Consider the following 17,723-nt stretch of genomic DNA (forward strand, 5'->3'; position numbering starts at 1 on the left):
CTTTTTGGCCCAACCCCGGGAAAGTGTGGTAGCCCTTCGGGCAGGCCATACGGAGATGACACAAGCAAGAAGCCCGGGTTGGGGTGTGACCTCACGAGGCCCTACGGCGGGATCGATTGGGCGAATCTGAAGACGTTCCGTGGGTCGTACCTGCGCTTCGCGGCCCTCAGTCGTTCCACATGGTCGCCGTAGTAGGCCGTCAGCCAGTCTTGTAGGTCTGGATCGGGGAAGTTGGGGTAGACGCCGCCTGTGCCCCACGGGTGGAGGATGTTCCAACTGGTGGCGAGCCAATTCAGCACCTCGTCCGCGCGCCTGGCCGCACCGCCTGGGCCCACCAGCACCGTGTGCTTCACCAGGAACATAGCAGCGCGGTGAGCGAAAGCTCCATTCTCGGCCCGCGCGTAAGCTCCGCCCCAAGGCGTGAACGACACCTCTCTCAACTCGCCCATCGCCCGCCTCGCCACGAAGTGGCCCAGCAGTTCCGCCACCGCCTCCTCCGGCAACGGTCGCCCGAAGAATCCCGTCTTCGCCGTGGACATCCCCGGCCGCTCGGACACCAACGGAATGCTGGTCGGGTCACGCGACACCGCCGAGTACGGGGTCGCGTGCAGCACCCCCGCGTCCTCGGCGGACACCTCCACGACCTCCGCGACGGCCGGCTCCGGGCACTCCGGCACACCGGGGCCGGCCCCGACCAGGAGCACCACCGGGTCCTCCTCCGGGTACTGCGGGCACAGCAGCACCAGTTCCGCCGACATCGCGTCCTCCGCGAACGGGGCCCACCCCTGCCACCACCTGATCAACTCCGCCGCCCGCTCGAACGGCCACTCCAGCCGGAAGTGCACCCGCGGTCCCGCCTCGTACGTCCGGAAGGTCGCCCGGGTCACCACCCCGAAGTTCCCGCCCCCGGCCCCGCGCAACGCCCACAGCAGTTCCGGCTCGTCGTCGGTGTGCACGACCTCCCCACCCGCCAGCACGACCTCCGCCCCCGCCAACGAGTCGCACGTCAACCCGTGCAACCGCCCATGACTGCCGAACCCACCTCCCAACGCCGCGCCCACCACACCCACCGACGGGCACGATCCCGCCGGCAGCACCCGCGACCCCAGGGCAGCCGCCACCGCACCGACCCGCACCCCGGCCCCCACCGTCACCGACGACCCGGCCACCTCGACCGCACCACCCGGCGACAGGGCGATCAACAACCCGCTGGTACTCGAATAGCCGGCATTGCTGTGCCCGCCACCCCGCACGGCGAACGGCCACCCCTCGGCACGCGCCCACGCCAGCGCCTCGACAACGTCCGACGCCCCCTCGCACAACGCCACCGCCCGCGGCAACACCTCCGCCGGACGGCCGATGAACTGGCTGCGGCACGACTCGTACCGCTCGTCACCCGGGTACGCCACATCAGGCATCGGCGTACATCCGGCTCTGCAACTCGTACAGGTCCGCGTACCGCCCACCCGACGCCAACAACTCCGCGTGCGTCCCCTGCTCGACCAGCTTCCCCTCGTGCAGCAACAAGATCCGGTCCGCGTGCCGCACGCTCGCCAACCGGTGGGTGATCAGCACGACCGTCCGGTCCTCCGCCAGCGCCCGCAGCGACTCGTACACCGCGAACTCCGCCTTGGCGTCCAAGGGCGCGGTCGGCTCGTCCCAGATCAGCAGCGGCGCGTCGCGGTACAGGCCGCGGGCCACCGCCAGCCGCTGCCACTGGCCACCCGACAGCTCCACCCCGCCCCGGAACTGCTTGGACAGCAACGTCTCCCACCCGGCGGGCAGCCCGTCCACCACCACGTCGGCCCCCGCCTGGCCCGCCGCCTGCTTCACCGCCACCCCGTCCGGGTCCGCCCGCGAATGCCGCCCGACGCGGACGTTCACCCGCGCGGTGTGGGGCCAGCGGACCGGGTCCTGCAAGACCATCATCACCTGGGACGCCACGCTGGACCGGTCGGCCTCCGCGATGTCCTGCGCACCCCAGAGCACCCGACCGGACGTCGGCGCGTAGAGACCGGCGATCAGCTTCGCCAACGTCGTCTTCCCCGAGCCGTTCTCCCCGACCAGGGCCACGGTCTCCCCCGGTTCGATGCTCAACGTGATGCCGTCGACCGCGACGCGCCCACTCCCCGGATAAGCGAACGAAACGCCCTCCAAGCGCACACGGCTCGGGTCCAAGCCCACCTCGGGCCGATCAGCCGGACGCCGCGCCGACGCCAGGAACTCCTGGTAGTCGGCGACGTACATGCCCTGCTCCACCAACTGGTTGGCCGCCAGCACCAACCGGTTGAGCGCGGTCGTCGCCACCCGGATCGCGATCACCGCCGTGCCCGCCACGGCCAACGGCACCCACTCGTAGCGCACCAGCAACCCCAGCACCACGTACGTCACCGCCAGCCCCAGCCCGGCCAACGCCCGCCCGACCCCGCGCACCCGTGCCTGCGCGGTCGCCAGCCGGACGTCCTCGTCGCGCAACGGGTCCGCCGCCACCCGGTACTCGTCGAGCACGAACGGTTCCGCCTGGTACGCCCGGATCTCCGCGGCCGGCTCGCGTTCGGTCGCCAGGTCGGACACCATCTGCACCCGCCGGTCCAGCACGACCGTGCGGCCCACGCTCGCGTACGCCAGCCTCGCCGCCCGCTGCACCGCCCACCCGTCCGGCAGCACCGCCAACAGCAACACCGGCAGCAGCACCGGGTGCAGCAGCGCCAGGCTCCCCGCCGCCGCCGCGATCCCGATCAACGACCCGACCAGCTCGACCAGGTTGTCCGCCGCGCGTTCCAGGAAGAACAAGCCCCGGTCCCGGGCGCGGTGCATCCGGTCGTAGAACTCGGAGTCGTCGAACGCGGCCAGGTCCGCGCCCAGGCTCGCCGCGTACAGGCGTTCCTCGGCGACGCGCCGCACGGACGGCGTGATCCGGGCGTGGGCGAGCGCGACGCCGACGTCCATCGCGCCGCGCAACCCGAAGGCGGCGCCCACCAGCAGCAGGTCGGGCAGCGCGGCGACCACCCGCTCGGTCGTCGGCCCGGACGCCAGCAGCTCCGTCAGCACGCCGGTGGTCGCGAACAGCCCGAACGCCGCCGCCAGCCCCGACACGACCTGCATGACCGCGACCGCCACCGCCGCACCGGGCGCGGCCCGCCAGATCGTGCCCAGCACCGGCCAGGTGGCCGCCGGCACGCCGCGCAGGCTGCGCCGGGTGGCCGCCGAGTCGTCCAGCTGCCAGTGCGGGGTGACCAGGTTGCCGTCGCGCGGATCGGGTTCGCTCATCCGGCCCCGCCCGGCAGCAGCACGGACGGCAGGTCGCACTCCGGGTGCATGCGCAGCAACTGGTAGGCCACCCCGCCCGACCCGGACATGATGCTCGGCGAGTACACCTCGCGCGCCAGACCCGTGGTGACGCCGTTGGCCTCCAGGCTGCCCAGCACGGTGGCGTCCAGCGTCGCCCGGTCGAGCCCTTCGGGGCCGACCCCGGCGGCCAGCGCGGTCGTGAGCAGCTCCCACACGCCGGTGTCACCGTGGCACAGCGTGTGCGTCCAGCCCAGGCCGTCCCGCCACGCCGAGAACGCGGCCCGCCGCAACACCTCCCGCTCGGCCAGCGCCGGCACGTCGGCCGCCGCCAGCCCGACGCCGATCGCGCCGTGGCACCAGGCCGCCGCGACGGTGTCCGGCTCGCGCGGGTCCATCCACGCTTGCCGTTCCGCGCTGTACCAGGTCTCCTCGAACGCCGCCGCGCCTGCCACGAGCCCGTCGAACCGGCGCTCCCCCGTCGCGGCGCCCAGTCGGGCCAACGCCCACCCGATCCCGGTCGCCCCGTGCGCGAACCCGCCGATCCCGCCCGGGAAGTTCGGCGCGGGCCACCGCACGACGCCCCCGTCACGCACCGCGTCCTCGGCGAGCTTGTCGCCGGCTCGCAACGCCAACGCGGTCCACCGCGCATCGCCCGTCCGCTCGGCCAGCGCCAGCAACGGCACGATCGCCCCGGCCGTGCCGACCACCAGGTCGGGGCCTTCGCTCGCGTCCAGCGCGGCGGGCACCTGCCGGGCCAGGAACAGCGCGTCCTCCACGCAGTCCAGCCCCAGCCGGTCCAGGGTCAGCCAGCACCAGATCTGCGAACCGAGGCCGATGTACCCGCCCGCGGGGTCGGGCCGCCGACGCGTGTGCTCCGCCTGCGCCGCCCACCACTTCTGCGTCAACCGGGCCGTGCGCACGGTGCCGTCCAGCAGTTCTGGCACACCCTCGACGGCGTCGGCGCGCCCCGCCGACACCTCCCGCCCGTACGCGGCCAGCAGCACCGCCACGCCCAACGTCCCGCCGTACAGGTCCGGCGTCAACGGTGTGGTCTGCCAACCGGATCGGTCCAGGATCGGCGCGAACCACGTGGCCGTGCCGTCACTCCCGCGCACCGCCTCCGCCGACAGCTCGCCCATCAACCGCGCCGCCAACCGCCGCCGTCGAACGTCCACGTCGGACTGATCGACGCCGGCGGACATGCGCCGGAGATCGGGTTCGGCGCCCTGGTTGAGGTAGGCGCTGACCAGGGCCGCGTGCGTGACCCGGCGTTCCAGCGCGAAGTCCGCCGTCCGCCAGTTGTGCAGGGCCAGCGCCACCTGGTCCACCCGCGGACCGCACACCAGGCCGCCCGGCGTGTGCAGCCAGCCCTCGGCGGGCGTCGTGGTGAACACCGGGATGTCGCCCACGAGCAGCTCCGCGACCTCGGCCGCGTGCACGTCCGGGTCGCCCGGCCCGCGCGTGTTGATCGAGTGCCGTGCCAGCAGCGCCCGCGCCTTGCGCTCAGCCGCCTCCTGGTCGTGCAAGCCGGCCGGGTGCCACAGCATCCGCGCCAGCTCGGTGTAGGACTCGGTGTCCCGCACGATCACCCGCACCACGCAGTCGGCGAAGCCGGCCAGCAGCGGTTCCAGCCGGCCCGCCCCGTCCAGCGCCGTGATGCGGCCGGCCATCTCGTCGAACCCGGCCACGACGCGCGGCCAGTGGCGGGCCAGGCGGGGCTGCGGGCTGGGCAGGTTGCGGGTCGGCGGCGGCTGGGACGGCACGATCGCCACGCGCGCGGAGTCGGTGCCCGCGCCCACCAGGTCGGGCAGGCCGATGTCGGGCTGCTCGCCGGGCAGGCCGCCCATTGCCGAGCCGTCCACGCCGCGCCACCCCAGGCCCGCGCCGCGGCCGGGCAGCAGACCGGTGCGCAGGACGGTCCCGTTGAGCTGCTCGGCGACCAGGTCGGTGGCCTCGCCCGCGCCGGTCGGCGGGTGCGGCGGCCGGGGCGTGAAGACGCTCTCGCAGTCCACCACGACCGGCACCGGACCGCAGGCGATGATGTTCTCCGCGTGCAGGTCCGTGCCCGCGACCAGGCGCATGACGGCCAGCCAGTGCCCCAGGTTGCGGTAGAACAGGTCCAGCTCGGCCGCGGAGGCGCAGTACCGGTGCGCCACGTGCTCGGCCCACCCGTACCCGTCGAGCACCAGCGCCCCGGGCACGCGGATCGGGTGCTCGTCGCCGTCGGTCAGCACGGCCAGCAACCCGGCCAGGCGTTCGTCCACCTGCATCGGCCGGGGCTTGTAGACGACCGTGCCGCCGGTGCAGTGCACGAGGGTCACGGTGTGGCCGCCGTGGTGGCTGTCGCCCGCGCCGAACTCCACCTTGAGCAGCTCGCCCGCCTCGGCCTCCAGCAGCGCGTCGAGGCGGTGCCGGTCGGCGGCGAACCGCCGGACCATCGTGTGGATCGCGTCGACCCGGTTGTCGACGGTGGCGCGCAGGCGGGTGACCAGGTTCGGGTAGTGGCGGGTGAGGTCATGCCAGAACGCGGGCCGCGCGGCGGTGTCCAGGAACTCCGACCAGCGGCCCGCCGGGTCCGGCGCGCGCAGCCGGCCGGTGACGCGGGCGGCGTTCAGTTCCAGCACGAGCACGCGGATCACCTTGCGCCGCACCACGTCCAGCAGCACGTCGCGGGTCGCGGCGAGCACGGCGCCCGCTTCGGCGGCGCCGAGGTCGGCGACCTCGGCCAGGCAGCGGGCCAACCGGTCCACCGCGGGACCGATCAGCCAATCCAGGGTCCGGTCGAGTTCGCCGACCTCGTCACCAGTCATGTCCGGTCAGCAGCAGTACACCGGACGGGACGCCGTACAGGACGAACAGCGGCTGCCGGGCGGGTTGCACGCCACGATGTCGCCCTCGGCGAACTCACCGTTGGCGAACAGCGGGCCGGCCGGGTTGTCGACGTCGTCCAGCCCCGCGCGCCAGCGGGCCACCAGTTCCTCGGCGCTTTCGAGCAGTGCGGTCGTCATCCGAACTCCTTCCGTGGACAGGAGCGGCGAGTGTAGAAATGGGATGCACACGGGAGCGCACACGCGGAGTCGGTCGCCCGGCGCTCAGGCGCGCCCGTCGCGGACCGCTTCGTACAGCGACGTCGTGGCGGCGCTGGGCGCCACGCCCAACTCCACCTCCAGCACCCGGACCAACCTGCGGTACACCGCCAGGGCTTCGCTGCGCCGACCGGACGCGGCCAGCGCGGCCACCAGGAGCCGCCACAGCCGTTCCCGCAACGGGTGCTCGACCACCAGGCCCGCCAGCGCGGCGACCAGCTCGGCCTGCCACCCCAGCGCCAGGCGGACCTCCGCGAGGTCCTCGATGGCGCAGACCCGTTGTTCCTCCAGCACGGTCACGTCCGGCCGCACCACGTCCGGCACCGGCAACCCGGCCATCACCGGGCCGCGCCACAACCCCACCGCGTGCTCCAACGAGTGCGCGGCGGCGGCGTTCTCGCCGTGCGCGCGCAGCTCACGCCCTTCCCGCACCAGCCGCTGGAACCGCGTCACGTCCACGGCGTCCGGCGCGGCGGCCAGCACGTACCCGTCGCGGGAGGTGACGATGCACGGCCCGCCGGGCGCGAGGTTGGCCAGGATGCGGCGCAGCTCCGCCAGGTGCGTTCGGACGTTCGCGGCGGCCGACGGCGGCGGCTTGTCCGGCCACAGCGCGTCGACCACCCACTCCAGCGGCAGCGCCCGGTTGGCCCGGACCGCCAGCACCCCCAACAGGATCCGCACCATCCGCCGCGCCGGGTGCCGCGTGACACCACCGCCCCGCACCGCGGGCCGCCCCAACACCAGGACCGCCATCGCCACTCCTCAGACCGCTCGGGTCCCCCCAGGATTGGCGACGATCCGGCCCGCTCCGGGCAGCGCGCGACCCCGGACGTCCCGACACTGCGGATGCGCGAAGCACCAACGGTTTCCGCACACCCGACCGGCCCATCAGGCCATGGCCGTCCGGCTCAACCGGGATCGAAAACCACTGTGCCGCAACGAAAACACCGCGTGCACGAGCGGTCACTCAGTGGCGTCCCACCCGGTCGGCCAACAGCTGCCCCGGCCACTGGCCGACCAGGAAGGTCTCGACGGGCTGGAAACCGTTGCGCTTGTAGTACTCCACGAGCCGACCGTCACCGCCGGCGTAGCAGTCCACGCGGACCAGGTCGACGCCCTGGGCCCGCGCCTGCGCACGGGCGTGGTCGAGCAGCGCGCTGCCGACGCCCTTGCCCTTGTGCTCGCGAGAGGTCACCAGCAGCCGGATGTAGAGCTCCGGCTCCTCGACCCGCGGCACGTACTCCATCGGCCGCTCCGAGTGGGTCAGCGCGCCCGCCGGCTCCCCGTCCACCTCCGCGATCCACACGGTCTCGTCGCGCAGCTTGGCGGTGATCTTCTCGACCCGGTCCGGGTTGGTGGACCACGGCTCGGTCCCCCACTGCCCCGTGCGCCCCTCCGCGCCCAACCACTCCACCGCGCCGTCCAGCATCGCCAGCACCGGCTCCAGGTCGGCCAAGCCACCCCGACGGATCTCCACAGCCATCCCCCTCGTTCACCCGGTCGGTCCAACGCGACTGTACCCCTCGAATGGAAAACATCTCGCGGACCTCACCCCGCGGGAGGTTTCGATCGCCATTCGCGAAATCCGCCGAACCCCCTTGTGTGCGACGAAAGGCGGTCCGGTAAGGTCCACGTCAAGACCTTGGACGGGGGGAACGCCCAATGGCCGACAACACCTTCACTCCGCCCGGCGTGGCGGACTTCTTCCCACCCGCGATCTTCGGGTGGGTCACCAAACCGATGGTGCTCGTCGTGCTCTCGGTGGTGATCATCGCCGCATTCTTCCTGGTCGCCACCCGGAAGCTCGCGCTGGTGCCGGGCCGGTTCCAGTTCGCCGCCGAGTCGGTCTACGACCTGGGCCGCAACACCATCGCGCGGGAACGCATCGGCGCGCAGGACTTCCAACCGTACGTGCCGTTCATCCTCACGCTGTTCTGCTTCGTGCTGGTGAACAACATCTTCGGCATCGTCCCGCTGGTGCAGTTCCCGACGATGGCCCACATCGGTTTCCCGATGGCGCTGGCTTTCCTCCTGGTGTTCCCGGTGTACCACTACGTGGGCATCAAGCGGCACGGCCTGAAGGGTTACCTGCGCAACCAGTTCATCGTGCCGGGTGTGCCGAAACCGGTGCTGTGGGGTCTGCTGATCCCCACGGAAGTCATCCTGAAATTCTTCTTCGACCCGCTCACGTTGGCCATCCGGGTGTTCGCGGCGATGTTCGCGGGCCACCTGCTGGTCATGGTGTTCGTGCTGGGCGGCGAATTCCTGCTGCTGCACGCGGGACCGCTGCTCAAGCCGGTGTCGTTGATCAGCTTCCTGTTCGCCATCGGCATCACCCTGCTGGAAGCGTTCATCCAGGTGTTGCAGGCGTACATCTTCGCCACGCTCAGCGCCCACTACATCAGCCGCTCCCTCGCCTCCGACCACTGACCGCGGCCGGTCAGCTCGACAGCCGCCCGGGGGCTCCGGCGTCGGCGGCGTCGTCCAGTTGGGGCAGGTCGTGACCCAGGCGGTCGCGCTTGGCCGCCAGGTAGCCGATGTTGTGGGGGTTCGGCGGGGCCAGCAACGGGACCCTGGCGGTCACCCGGATGCCGTGGTGCTCCAACGCCTTGATCTTGTCCGGGTTGTTGGACATCAGCCGGACCGACTGGACCCTCAGGTGGCGCAACACCCGCGCCGCCGGCGTGTAGTCGCGCACGTCCACCGGCAGGCCCAGGGCGGTCGCGGAGTCCAGGGTGTCCAGGCCGCGCTCGTCCTGCAGGACGTGCGTCCGCACCTTCTCCACCAACCCGATGCCGCGTCCCTCGTGCCCCCGCAGGTACACCAGGACCCCGTTGCCCTCGCGGACGATGTTGTCCAGCGCGGCGTCCAACTGGTCGCCGCACTCGCACCGCATCGCGCCGAAGATGTCACCGGTCATGCACTCGGAGTGCACGCGCACGAGCACGTGTTCCCGCATCCTCGTCTTGCCGTGCACCAGGGCCATGTGCTCGTGGCCGTCGGCGCGGAACGCCACGGCTCGGAACGTCCCCCTGCGTGTCACCAGGTCGGACTCGGCGACGTCCTCGTCGCGGAAAGCCTGCTCGTGCATCCGGTCCCTTCGTCCGCGCGGTCGTTACGCTCGGGCGTGGTTGCACCGTAACCCGCTCACCTCGTGGAGGTCACCCTGTTCAGCATCACCGTCCGCGACCACGTGATGGTCGCCCACAGCTTCCGCGGCGAGGTGTTCGGTCCGGCGCAACGCCTGCACGGAGCAACGTTCGTGGTGGACGCTCGGTTCACACGACCGGACCTCGACCCGGACGGCATCGTGGTCGACATCGGACTGGCCACCCGCGAACTGGGCGCGGTGCTGGCGGAACTGAACTACCGGAACCTCGACGACGTGCCCGAGTTCGCCGGGATCAACACCTCGACCGAGTTCCTCGCCCGGCACATCGCCGACAGGCTCGCCGACCGCGTCCACGACGGCGCGTTGGGCCCGGGAGCGCTCGGGCTCAGCGGGATCGAGGTCACCCTGCACGAGTCGCACGTGGCCTGGGCGAGCTACGAGCGGGCCCTGTGACCTGCTGGTTCGTGCTGCCCGCCGGCGTGGACGACCCGGCCGCGCCCAGCGGCGGGAACGTCTACGACCGGCGGGTGTCGGCCGGTTTGGGCCTGCGGGACGTGCTGGTCCCCGGCGCCTGGCCGCACCCCGACGACAACGCCCGGGCCCGCCTGGACCGGGCCCTGCACGCCGTTCCGGACGGCGCGGTCGTCTTGATCGACGGTCTCGTCGCGTGCGGCGTCCCCGAGGTCGTGGCGCCCCACGCCGAGCGGCTCAAGGTGGCCGTCCTGGTCCACCTGCCGCTGGCCGAGGAAACGGGGCTGCCCGCCGAGGTGGCCGCCCGCCTGGACGCCGCCGAGGGCCGGTGCCTGCGCGCGGCGGCGGCGGTCATCGCCACCAGCCCGGCCGCCGGAACCCGCCTGGCCGAACACCACGGGCTGTCCCCGGTGCACGTGGTGCCGCCCGGGGTTGACCGGGCGGCCCTGGCACCCGGCACCGACGGGGTGTCGAGGCTGCTCACCGTCGCGTCGATCACCCCACGCAAAGGCCACGACGTGCTGATCAAGGCGCTGACGGCGGTCTCGGACCACCCGTGGACCTGCGCGGTCGTCGGGCCCGCGCCGGATTCGGCGTACTCGACCGCCGTCCGGGAGTCGGCGGGGTCCTGTGCGGACCGGTTCGAGTGGACGGGACCGCTGTCCGGGGACGCGCTGGAGCGGCAGTACGCCGCCGCCGACCTGTTCGTGCTGGCCTCGCGGGCCGAGACCTACGGGATGGTGGTGACCGAGGCGCTGGCGCGCGGCGTCCCGGTCATGGCCAGTGCGGCGCCGGACGCGCTGGGGACCGGCGGCCTGCTGCTGCCCGGCGGTGACGTGCCGGCGTGGTCCGCGGCGCTGCGCCGGTGGTTCGAGGACGCCGACCTGCGGGTCCGGCTGCGCGCGGCGGCGGCGGCACGGCGTGCCGAGCTGTCCACATGGGACGAAACGGTCACGGGCGTAGGGGTGGTGCTGGCTAGTCTGCGCGCATGACCGGATTCGCGCCCGAGTGGCTGGCCCTGCGGGAAGACGCCGACGCGCAAGCACGTTCGACCGAGCTGGCCGACCGGGCGCGCGCCCTGGTGGTGAACCGCGGCGTGCCCGTCATCCGTGACCTGGGGTGTGGAACCGGATCGATGGGGCGGTGGCTCTCCGCGCGGCTCGGCGGCGCGCAGCACTGGGTGCTGCACGACCGCGACCCGCGCCTGCTGGACCTGGCGGGTGCGTCCTTGAGCGGCGTGACGGTCGAGACGCGGCTGGGCGACCTGACCGCGTTGCGCGCCGCGGACCTGGCGGGCGCGTCGCTGGTGACCGCGTCGGCGTTGCTGGACCTGCTCACGCGCGACCAGGTGAACGCGTTGGTCGCCGCCTGCGTAGGAGCCGGTGTGCCCGCGCTGTTCACGCTGTCGGTCGTGGGTCGGGTCGAACTGGACCCGGCCGAGCCGCTCGACGCCCGCTTCCAGGACGCCTTCAACGCCCACCAGCGGCGGGCCGGGCTGCTGGGGCCGGACGCGGCGGCGGTGGCCGTCGAGGCGTTCGAACGGCTGGGCGCGTCGGTGCAGACCCGGCCCAGCCCCTGGCGGCTCGGGCCGGGCGCGTTGAGCCGGGAGTGGGTGCGCGGGTGGGTGGAGGCGGCGTGCGAGCAGGAACCCGGGCTGACCGGCGAGGCGGAGGCGTACCTGCGGCGACGGCAGGCGGCACGGGCCGTGGTGCACCACGTGGACCTCTTGGCGGTGCCGTGAAAGGCGTCGTGCGGGTCGGCCTGGCGGTCGTGGTGCTGGGGGCGTTGGCGGCCAAGGTCGGCGCGGGCGCGTTCCTGGACGGGGTCCGGGCCGTCGAGTGGTGGTCGGTCGGGGCGGCGCTGCTCATCGGAGCCGTGACCACGCTGTTCAGCGCCTTGCGGTGGTGCGAGGTGGCGCGCGGGATGGGGTTGGCGATCGAGGTCCGCACGGCGGTCGGCGACTACTACCGGGGCCTGTTCCTCAACGCCGTGCTGCCTGCCGGGGTCCTCGGGGACGTGCACCGGGCGGTCGAGCACGGGCGCGAAGCCGGGGACGTCAAGCGGGGCCTGCGGGCCGTCGTGGTCGAGCGGGTCGCCGGTCAGGTCGTGCTGGTGGTCGCCGCGGTGGCCGCCCTGGCGCTGTGGCCGCTCGACGTGCCCGGGATGCCGGGACGGCACGTGGTGATCGGCGGAGTGGTCGCGGGAGTCGTCGCCCTCGGCCTGTCGCGGCGGGCCAGGCGGGTGCTGTCGGCACGGGTGGTCGGGTTCTCCGCCGCCACCACCGCCGGCCACGTGACGTTGTTCCTGGTCGCCGCCCGGACGGCCGGGGTGTCGGCCCCGCTCGGCGAACTGGTCCCGTTGGCCCTGTCGGCGCTGGTGGTGATGGCGATCCCGGTCAACGTCGGCGGGTTCGGGCCGCGCGAGGCGTTCTTGGCGGTGGCGTTCGGCGCGACCGGGCTGGGCGCGGCGCCGGGCGTCACCACCGCCGTGGTCTACGGGGTGCTGGCGTTCGCGGCGGCCCTGCCCGGGGTCGTCCCGCTGCTACAGCGTCGCCAGGTGCCGCGCGAAGCCGCCGACCAGCGCCGCGAGCAGGTCCCGGCCCTTGTCGGCTGACGCGCGGGACGGCCGGCCGACCACGCCCGACGACGTGTAGGCCGCCATCCCGGTGGTCAGCAGGTGCCGCCGGTCGTCGGCGACGTGGTCGGCGGTCTCGAACCCGGGGCGGACGACCTCGGGGTGGACGTGCAGGAGGATCGACGTCTCGATCTCGCCCGCGTGCATGTCGGTGGCCGACGGGGTCTCGACGCCGGCCGCCGCGCGCGCCTCCGCCCAGTCCGCCGAGGTCGGGTAGAGCGCCATCCGCCGCGACTCCTGCACCACGTTGGACAGCACGTAGTTGCCGCCGTGGGCGTTGACGATGACCAGCGGGAGACCGGGGAGGGACTCGGCCACGTCCATGATGACCGAGTGCAGGGTGCGCGCCGAGATGCTGACCGTGCCGGGCCAGTCGGCGTGCTCGTGGGAGCAGGAGATGGTGATCGGCGGCAGCAGCTGGACCGGGTAGGCGTCGGCGAGCCCCCGGGCGATGGCGCACGCGATGAGCGTGTCGGTGGCCAGCGGCAGGTGCGGGCCGTGCTGCTCGAAGCTGCCCACCGGGAGCACCGCGACCGCCGCGCCGCGCGCCCGGACGTCCTCGGTCGTCGCCAGGGTGATCATGTCCCGGCACCGTACCGAACGCGCCGGCACAGCGCGGGCAGGTGGGCCAGCACGGCGGGCAGGTCCTCGAACGCGGTCTCGCCGCTGATCAGCGCGTCGAACCGGGCGTCGGCGAGCAGGTCCAGGGCCAGGGCCATGCGTTCGCCGAACGTGCGGTCCGGGCGGGCGAGGGTGCCGACCTGGCTGCCGCGCACGGTCAGCCGCCGCGAGTGGAAGTGCTCCCCCAGCGGCACGGCGACCCGCCGCGACCCGTACCAGCTCAGCTCCACCACCGTGCCGCCCGGCGCGAGCAGCCCGAGCGCGGTCTCCAGGCCGGCCTCGGCCGCGCTGGCGTGCACGACCAGGTCGAGGCCGGCGCGGGCGGCCGCGGGCTGGGCGAACCCGACCCCGAGGGCGTCGGCGACGGACGCGCGGGCCGGGTCGGTGTCCACGAGCTGCACCCGCACGCCGGGGAAGCCGGCCAGCAGGGCGGCCACCGCGCACCCGACCATGCCGCCGCCGACCACCGCGACCCGGTCGCCGACCAGCGGACGGGCGTCCCACAGGGCGTTCACGGCGGTCTCGACGGTGCCCGCGAGCACCGCCCGTTCCGGCGGCACGGTCGGCGGCAGCGGGGTCACGGCGGACGCGGGGACCACGTAGTGCGTCTGGTGCGGGTAGAGGCAGAACACCGGCCGGTCGAGCAGGTCCGGCGGGCCTTGCTCGACCACGCCGACGTTGAGGTAGCCGTACTTCACCGGCCACGGGAAGTCGCCCTCCTGGAACGGGGCGCGCATCACCGCGTGCTGGTTCGCCGGCACCCCGCCGTGCAGGACGAGCGTCTCGGTGCCCCGGCTGACGCCGCTGAACAGCGTCCGGACCAGCACGTCGTCGGGTCCGGGGTCGGGCACGTCCACCGGGCGGATCTCGCTGTCGCCCGGTCCGGTGAACCAAACCGCCCTCGCGGAGCGTGTCATCCAGCAACCTCCGAAAACCGACCGAGGGGCACGATGAGCACACTTCAGCACACCGCCGCGCCGGCCGTCCCGGAACAGGCCGCGTGGGCGGGCGGCCAGGTCCTCCTGCTCGCCGCGCTCGACGGCGCGGTCGGGTTGGGCGGCGCGGGCTGGCTCGCCGGCCTGGCCTACGGGTTGGCCACGTGGGTGCTGCTGGGTGCGGCGATGGCGCGCGCCGGGGCCCGCGCGCCGGGGCCCGCCGACCGCGTGACGCTGGCCCGCGGCCTGTTGGTGGGCGCGGTGACCGCCCTGGTCGCCGACCAGACCGCCGCGCCCGCCGTGGTGGTCGGCCTGGCGGCGGTCGCGCTGGTCGGCGATTTCGTGGACGGCCGGGTGGCCCGCCGGACGGGCACGGCCTCGGCGTTGGGCGCGCGGTTCGACATGGAGGTCGACGCGTTCCTGATCCTGGTGCTCAGCGTGCACGCCGCGCTGGTGTTCGGGCCGTGGGCGCTGGCGATCGGCGTGATGCGGTACTTGTTCGTGGCGGCGTCGTGGGTGGCGCCGTGGTTGCGCGGGGAGCTGCCGCCGAGCTTCGCGCGCAAGACCGTGGCGGCGCTGCAGGGCGTCCTGCTGGTGGTCGCCGCCGCCGGGGTGGTGCCGTTCGCGTGGGCGCTGGTGGCGCTGGCGCTGGCCGCCCTGGTGTGGTCGTTCGGCCGCGACGTGCGGTGGTTGTGGCGGAACAGGGTTCGCGCGGTCGTGGGGGCCGCGCCGGTGAAGGGAAGTGCCCGTGTCTGACCAGACCGCGTCGGTTCCGGTGAAGGTGGGCAACGTCGTCGTGTGGGCGTTGCAGCTCGCGCTGGCCGCCTACTTCCTCTACAGCGGGTGGCTGCTGTTCGGGGAGGGGTTCGTGAAGAAGTTCGACGACATCGGCTTCGGCCAGTGGCTGCGCTACGTGACCGGGGCGCTGGAGATCGCCGGCGCGCTCGGGTTGCTGCTCCCCCGGCTGTGCGGGGTGGCGGCGCTGGGGTTGTTCGGGGTGATGGTCGGCGCGGTCTCGACGGAACTGTTCATCCTGGACAGTGCGCGGGGCGCTCAGCTGCCGGCGGTGCTGGGCCTGGTCGCGCTGGTGGTCGCGGTGCTGCGGCGCGACACGGTGAAGGCCTTGGCGGCTCAGGTCTTCGGGAAGTAGCGCAGGACGGCGACGTCGCCGAGCCGGGTCACGTCGGCGAGGTGGAAGCGCCGCGCGGGACCGCCCGGGAAGTCGGCCGGGTGCAGGAAGCGCGGCGCGTCGGCCCGGCCGATCAACAGGGGCGCGACGGCGATGCGGACCTCGTCGGCCAACCCGGCGGCGAGGAAGGCGGTGTGCACGCGCCCACCGCCCTCCACCATCAGCCGCCCGACGCCGCGCGCGCCGAGGTCGTCCACCAGGTGCCCGAAGTCCAGGCGGTCGCCGAGCGCGACGACGGTCGCCAGGTCGCCGAGCGCTCGTTCGGCGCGGGGGCGGGCGTGGTCGGTGGTGTAGACGAGCTTGTCCCCGCCGCAGTGCCAGAACAGGAGGTCCGCGTCGAGGTCGCCGCTGTTGGTCACGGTGACCTTGAGCGGGTACTCGGGCTCGCCGCGGGCGGCGCGGTCGGCTCGGCGGTCGGCGCTGTAGACGAGCAGGCGCGGGTTGTCGCGGCGCAGGGTCTCCGCGCCGACCAGGACGGCGTCGGACTCGGCGCGCAGGCGGTCGACGTGGTCGAAGTCCTCGGCGTTGGACAGCGGGAACCGGTCGGCGGACCCGTCGTCGATGTAGCCGTCCACGCTGACGGCGACGCTGAGCAGGACGTGGGGGCGGGTCACGCGCCCACCGTAGGGGAAGGGCTGAACCGGGTGCACCCGACTCGCGTTGTCCCGGTGGTGGACGAGTTCTTGCCGGCGGGACGCGCGCGGCGCGGTCCCGCGAGCGCGGCGGCGGCCCTGCTGGTGCTGTTCGCGCTGGTCGCGCCGAACGACCTCGACCAGTTCACGACGAGCGCGTTCCTGCGGGTCCCGGTGGAGGGCCTGCTCGGGGTGATGCTCGTGCTGGTCGTCCCGGGCCGGTGGCGGTGGGCGGTGGCCGGGGTCGGCGGGTTCGCCCTCGGGGTCGTCGTGGTGGTGAAGGTGCTGGACATCGGGTTCGACCTGGTGCTGTACCGGCCGTTCGACCTGGTGCTGGACTGGCCGATGTTCGAGCCCGCCGTCGATTTCGTGGCGGTGACGGCCGGCCCGCTCGCCGCCGGCGCGGCGGTCGTGGTCGCCGTGGCGGTCGCCCTGGGCTTGGTCGGACTCACCGTGCTGGCGGCGCTGCGGGTGAGCCGGATCGCCGTGCGGCGGCGGGTGGTGACGACCCGGGTGGTGGCCGCGTTGGCGGTCGTGTGGATCACCTTCGCCGTGCCCGGGGCGCCGGTGGCGTCGGACAGCACGGCGGCTTTCGTCTACGAGCACGCGCGGCAGGTGCGGGCGGGGTTGGCCGACCGGGAGGCGTTCGCGGAGGCGACGTCGGTCGACGCGTTCCGGGACGTCCCCGGCGACCGGCTGCTGCCCTCGTTGCGCGGCAAGGACGTCCTTGTGGTCTTCGTGGAGAGCTACGGTCGGGTCGCGGTGGACGACCCCGGCGTGGCGCGCGTGTTGGACGAGGGCACGCGGCGGCTGGGTGCGGTCGGGTTCGGGACGCGCAGCGGCTACTTGACGTCCCCGACGGCCGGCGGCGGGAGCTGGCTCGCGCACGCGACCCTGTTGTCCGGGCTGTGGGTGGACAACCAGCAGCGGTACCGGACGTTGGTGGGCAGCGACCGGTTGACGCTGAACGGGGCGTTCCGGCGGGCGGGTTGGCGGACGCTCGGCGTCATGCCGGGCATCACCCGAGCGTGGCCGGAAGGCGCGTTCTTCGGCTACGACCGCGTCTACGCGGCGGACGACCTGGGCTACCGGGGCCCGCGGTTCGGCTACGCGACAACACCGGACCAGTTCACGTTGGCGGCATTCACCCGATTGAAGGGCGACGACCCAGTCATGGCCACCATCCCTTTGGTGACGTCCCACGCACCTTGGTCCCCGCTACCACGAATGGTCCCGTGGAACGCACTGGGCGACGGTTCCGTCTACAACGAGATGACCTCGGGCGAGGCGGCTCCAGACACGATCTTCAGCCGTGATCCACAACAGGTCCGAGCCGACTACGGACGGTCGGTGGAGTACTCGATAGAGACGCTGGTGTCCTACGTGGAGGAGTACGGAACCGACGACTTGGTGCTGCTGTTCCTGGGCGACCACCAGCCGGCCCACGTGGTGACCGGCGCAAGCACGTCCCGAGACGTCCCGATCACCCTGGTGACCCGCGACCCGCATCTGATCGAACGAGCCACCACCTGGCATTGGACCAACGGCCTACGACCACACCAGTCAAGTCCAATATGGCCAATGGACACTTTCAGAAACCACTTCCTGGCAACCTTCTAACCACACCGCAGGCACACTTCCCGAAGGGCTGCCAAGCCACAGGAAGGGCCTCGGTTCGTTCCCCGTACGGCCTGGGCGAAGCCCAACCGCGCTTTGGTCTTCTCCGCAACCAGCTTTTCCGGTTGCGGAGAA

Annotated in this window: 18 protein-coding genes; 8 read left to right on the forward strand and 10 right to left on the reverse strand. The window is 73.1% G+C overall.

The window, feature by feature from the left end; translation table 11 throughout:
- Positions 1 to 101: 101 nt before the first annotated feature.
- The 6 genes from AB0A74_RS39495 to AB0A74_RS39520 form a co-directional block, all read right to left on the reverse strand.
- Positions 102 to 1,418: an FAD-binding oxidoreductase gene (locus AB0A74_RS39495; RefSeq protein WP_358257864.1), complete on the reverse strand. Its 1,317-nt coding sequence runs from the start codon at positions 1,416 to 1,418 to the stop codon at positions 102 to 104.
- Positions 1,411 to 3,270: an ABC transporter ATP-binding protein gene (locus AB0A74_RS39500; RefSeq protein WP_358257866.1), complete on the reverse strand. Its 1,860-nt coding sequence runs from the start codon at positions 3,268 to 3,270 to the stop codon at positions 1,411 to 1,413. The genes AB0A74_RS39495 and AB0A74_RS39500 overlap by 8 nt, the downstream gene beginning before the upstream one ends.
- Positions 3,267 to 6,101 carry a type 2 lanthipeptide synthetase LanM family protein gene (locus AB0A74_RS39505; protein ID WP_358257867.1) on the reverse strand — a complete coding sequence of 945 codons (2,835 nt, stop codon included), beginning with the start codon at positions 6,099 to 6,101 and terminating at the stop codon, positions 3,267 to 3,269. The genes AB0A74_RS39500 and AB0A74_RS39505 overlap by 4 nt, the downstream gene beginning before the upstream one ends.
- Before the next feature lie 6 nt (positions 6,102 to 6,107).
- Positions 6,108 to 6,299 carry a DUF6229 family protein gene (locus tag AB0A74_RS39510; RefSeq protein WP_121218870.1) on the reverse strand — a complete coding sequence of 64 codons (192 nt, stop codon included), beginning with the start codon at positions 6,297 to 6,299 and terminating at the stop codon, positions 6,108 to 6,110.
- 84 nt (positions 6,300 to 6,383) lie between these two features.
- Positions 6,384 to 7,130 carry an AfsR/SARP family transcriptional regulator gene (locus AB0A74_RS39515; RefSeq protein ID WP_358257868.1) on the reverse strand — a complete coding sequence of 249 codons (747 nt, stop codon included), beginning with the start codon at positions 7,128 to 7,130 and terminating at the stop codon, positions 6,384 to 6,386.
- A 214-nt stretch (positions 7,131 to 7,344) separates the two neighbouring features.
- Positions 7,345 to 7,860, reverse strand: a complete 516-nt coding sequence (locus AB0A74_RS39520; protein ID WP_358257870.1) for a GNAT family N-acetyltransferase — start codon at positions 7,858 to 7,860, stop codon at positions 7,345 to 7,347.
- Positions 7,861 to 8,039: 179 nt separating this feature from the next.
- Here AB0A74_RS39520 and atpB point away from each other — a divergent pair, with 179 nt between their 5' ends.
- Positions 8,040 to 8,807 (forward strand): F0F1 ATP synthase subunit A, encoded by a 768-nt coding sequence (atpB, locus tag AB0A74_RS39525; RefSeq protein ID WP_358257872.1) that lies wholly within the window; start codon positions 8,040 to 8,042, stop codon positions 8,805 to 8,807.
- 10 nt (positions 8,808 to 8,817) lie between these two features.
- Here the strand turns inward: atpB and ribA are convergent, their stop codons facing one another.
- Positions 8,818 to 9,468 carry a GTP cyclohydrolase II gene (gene ribA / locus AB0A74_RS39530; RefSeq protein ID WP_358257874.1) on the reverse strand — a complete coding sequence of 217 codons (651 nt, stop codon included), beginning with the start codon at positions 9,466 to 9,468 and terminating at the stop codon, positions 8,818 to 8,820.
- A 75-nt stretch (positions 9,469 to 9,543) separates the two neighbouring features.
- Between ribA and AB0A74_RS39535 the strand changes: the two genes are divergently transcribed.
- From AB0A74_RS39535 to AB0A74_RS39550, 4 genes are read left to right on the forward strand one after another with little or no spacing between them, the layout of a single operon-like run.
- A complete protein-coding gene (locus AB0A74_RS39535) occupies positions 9,544 to 9,942 on the forward strand; it encodes a 6-carboxytetrahydropterin synthase (RefSeq protein ID WP_358257894.1) in 399 nt (132 codons plus the stop codon).
- Entirely contained in the window at positions 9,939 to 10,952 is a 1,014-nt protein-coding gene (locus tag AB0A74_RS39540; protein WP_358257876.1) for a glycosyltransferase, read from the forward strand. Before AB0A74_RS39535 ends, AB0A74_RS39540 begins: the two co-directional genes overlap by 4 nt.
- Positions 10,949 to 11,701, forward strand: coding sequence for a class I SAM-dependent methyltransferase (locus AB0A74_RS39545; RefSeq protein WP_358257878.1), 753 nt, complete (start codon positions 10,949 to 10,951; stop codon positions 11,699 to 11,701). Before AB0A74_RS39540 ends, AB0A74_RS39545 begins: the two co-directional genes overlap by 4 nt.
- Positions 11,698 to 12,573: a lysylphosphatidylglycerol synthase transmembrane domain-containing protein gene (locus tag AB0A74_RS39550; protein WP_358257880.1), complete on the forward strand. Its 876-nt coding sequence runs from the start codon at positions 11,698 to 11,700 to the stop codon at positions 12,571 to 12,573. Before AB0A74_RS39545 ends, AB0A74_RS39550 begins: the two co-directional genes overlap by 4 nt.
- On the opposite strand, the gene AB0A74_RS39555 is transcribed toward AB0A74_RS39550, so the two are convergent.
- Both AB0A74_RS39555 and AB0A74_RS39560 read right to left on the reverse strand, forming a co-directional pair.
- On the reverse strand, positions 12,502 to 13,176 hold the full coding sequence (locus AB0A74_RS39555; RefSeq protein ID WP_358257882.1) for a creatininase family protein: 675 nt from the start codon (positions 13,174 to 13,176) through the stop codon (positions 12,502 to 12,504). The genes AB0A74_RS39550 and AB0A74_RS39555 overlap by 72 nt on opposite strands.
- Positions 13,173 to 14,132 carry a dehydrogenase gene (locus tag AB0A74_RS39560; protein WP_358257884.1) on the reverse strand — a complete coding sequence of 320 codons (960 nt, stop codon included), beginning with the start codon at positions 14,130 to 14,132 and terminating at the stop codon, positions 13,173 to 13,175. The genes AB0A74_RS39555 and AB0A74_RS39560 overlap by 4 nt, the downstream gene beginning before the upstream one ends.
- A 33-nt stretch (positions 14,133 to 14,165) precedes the next feature.
- Here AB0A74_RS39560 and AB0A74_RS39565 point away from each other — a divergent pair, with 33 nt between their 5' ends.
- Both AB0A74_RS39565 and AB0A74_RS39570 read left to right on the forward strand, forming a co-directional pair.
- Positions 14,166 to 14,906, forward strand: a complete 741-nt coding sequence (locus tag AB0A74_RS39565; RefSeq protein ID WP_358257886.1) for a CDP-alcohol phosphatidyltransferase family protein — start codon at positions 14,166 to 14,168, stop codon at positions 14,904 to 14,906.
- Complete coding sequence (locus AB0A74_RS39570; RefSeq protein WP_358257888.1) at positions 14,899 to 15,300, forward strand: DoxX family protein; 402 nt, start codon at positions 14,899 to 14,901, stop codon at positions 15,298 to 15,300. The genes AB0A74_RS39565 and AB0A74_RS39570 overlap by 8 nt, the downstream gene beginning before the upstream one ends.
- Here AB0A74_RS39570 and AB0A74_RS39575 read toward each other — a convergent pair.
- Positions 15,282 to 15,953, reverse strand: a complete 672-nt coding sequence (locus AB0A74_RS39575) for a dihydrofolate reductase family protein (RefSeq protein WP_358257890.1) — start codon at positions 15,951 to 15,953, stop codon at positions 15,282 to 15,284. The genes AB0A74_RS39570 and AB0A74_RS39575 overlap by 19 nt on opposite strands.
- Positions 15,954 to 16,007: 54 nt before the next feature.
- On the opposite strand from AB0A74_RS39575, the gene AB0A74_RS39580 reads away from it, so the two are divergent.
- A complete protein-coding gene (locus AB0A74_RS39580; RefSeq protein ID WP_358257892.1) occupies positions 16,008 to 17,591 on the forward strand; it encodes a sulfatase in 1,584 nt (527 codons plus the stop codon).
- Positions 17,592 to 17,723: the final 132 nt, after the last annotated feature.

The organism is Saccharothrix sp. NPDC042600 (assembly GCF_040647305.1).
Lineage (GTDB): Bacteria > Actinomycetota > Actinomycetes > Mycobacteriales > Pseudonocardiaceae > Actinosynnema > Actinosynnema mutabilis.

Bases quoted from the DNA above. Each gene is read 5' to 3' on its own strand.
- AB0A74_RS39495 (WP_358257864.1), bottom strand. From the start codon at position 1,418: ATGCCTGATGTGGCGTACCCGGGTGACGAGCGGTACGAGTCGTGCCGC.
- AB0A74_RS39500 (WP_358257866.1), bottom strand. From the start codon at position 3,270: ATGAGCGAACCCGATCCGCGCGACGGCAACCTGGTCACCCCGCACTGG.
- AB0A74_RS39505 (WP_358257867.1), bottom strand. From the start codon at position 6,101: ATGACTGGTGACGAGGTCGGCGAACTCGACCGGACCCTGGATTGGCTG.
- AB0A74_RS39510 (WP_121218870.1), bottom strand. From the start codon at position 6,299: ATGACGACCGCACTGCTCGAAAGCGCCGAGGAACTGGTGGCCCGCTGG.
- AB0A74_RS39515 (WP_358257868.1), bottom strand. From the start codon at position 7,130: ATGGCGGTCCTGGTGTTGGGGCGGCCCGCGGTGCGGGGCGGTGGTGTC.
- AB0A74_RS39520 (WP_358257870.1), bottom strand. From the start codon at position 7,860: ATGGCTGTGGAGATCCGTCGGGGTGGCTTGGCCGACCTGGAGCCGGTG.
- atpB (WP_358257872.1), top strand. From the start codon at position 8,040: ATGGCCGACAACACCTTCACTCCGCCCGGCGTGGCGGACTTCTTCCCA.
- ribA (WP_358257874.1), bottom strand. From the start codon at position 9,468: ATGCACGAGCAGGCTTTCCGCGACGAGGACGTCGCCGAGTCCGACCTG.
- AB0A74_RS39545 (WP_358257878.1), top strand. From the start codon at position 10,949: ATGACCGGATTCGCGCCCGAGTGGCTGGCCCTGCGGGAAGACGCCGAC.
- AB0A74_RS39555 (WP_358257882.1), bottom strand. From the start codon at position 13,176: ATGATCACCCTGGCGACGACCGAGGACGTCCGGGCGCGCGGCGCGGCG.
- AB0A74_RS39560 (WP_358257884.1), bottom strand. From the start codon at position 14,132: ATGACACGCTCCGCGAGGGCGGTTTGGTTCACCGGACCGGGCGACAGC.
- AB0A74_RS39565 (WP_358257886.1), top strand. From the start codon at position 14,166: ATGAGCACACTTCAGCACACCGCCGCGCCGGCCGTCCCGGAACAGGCC.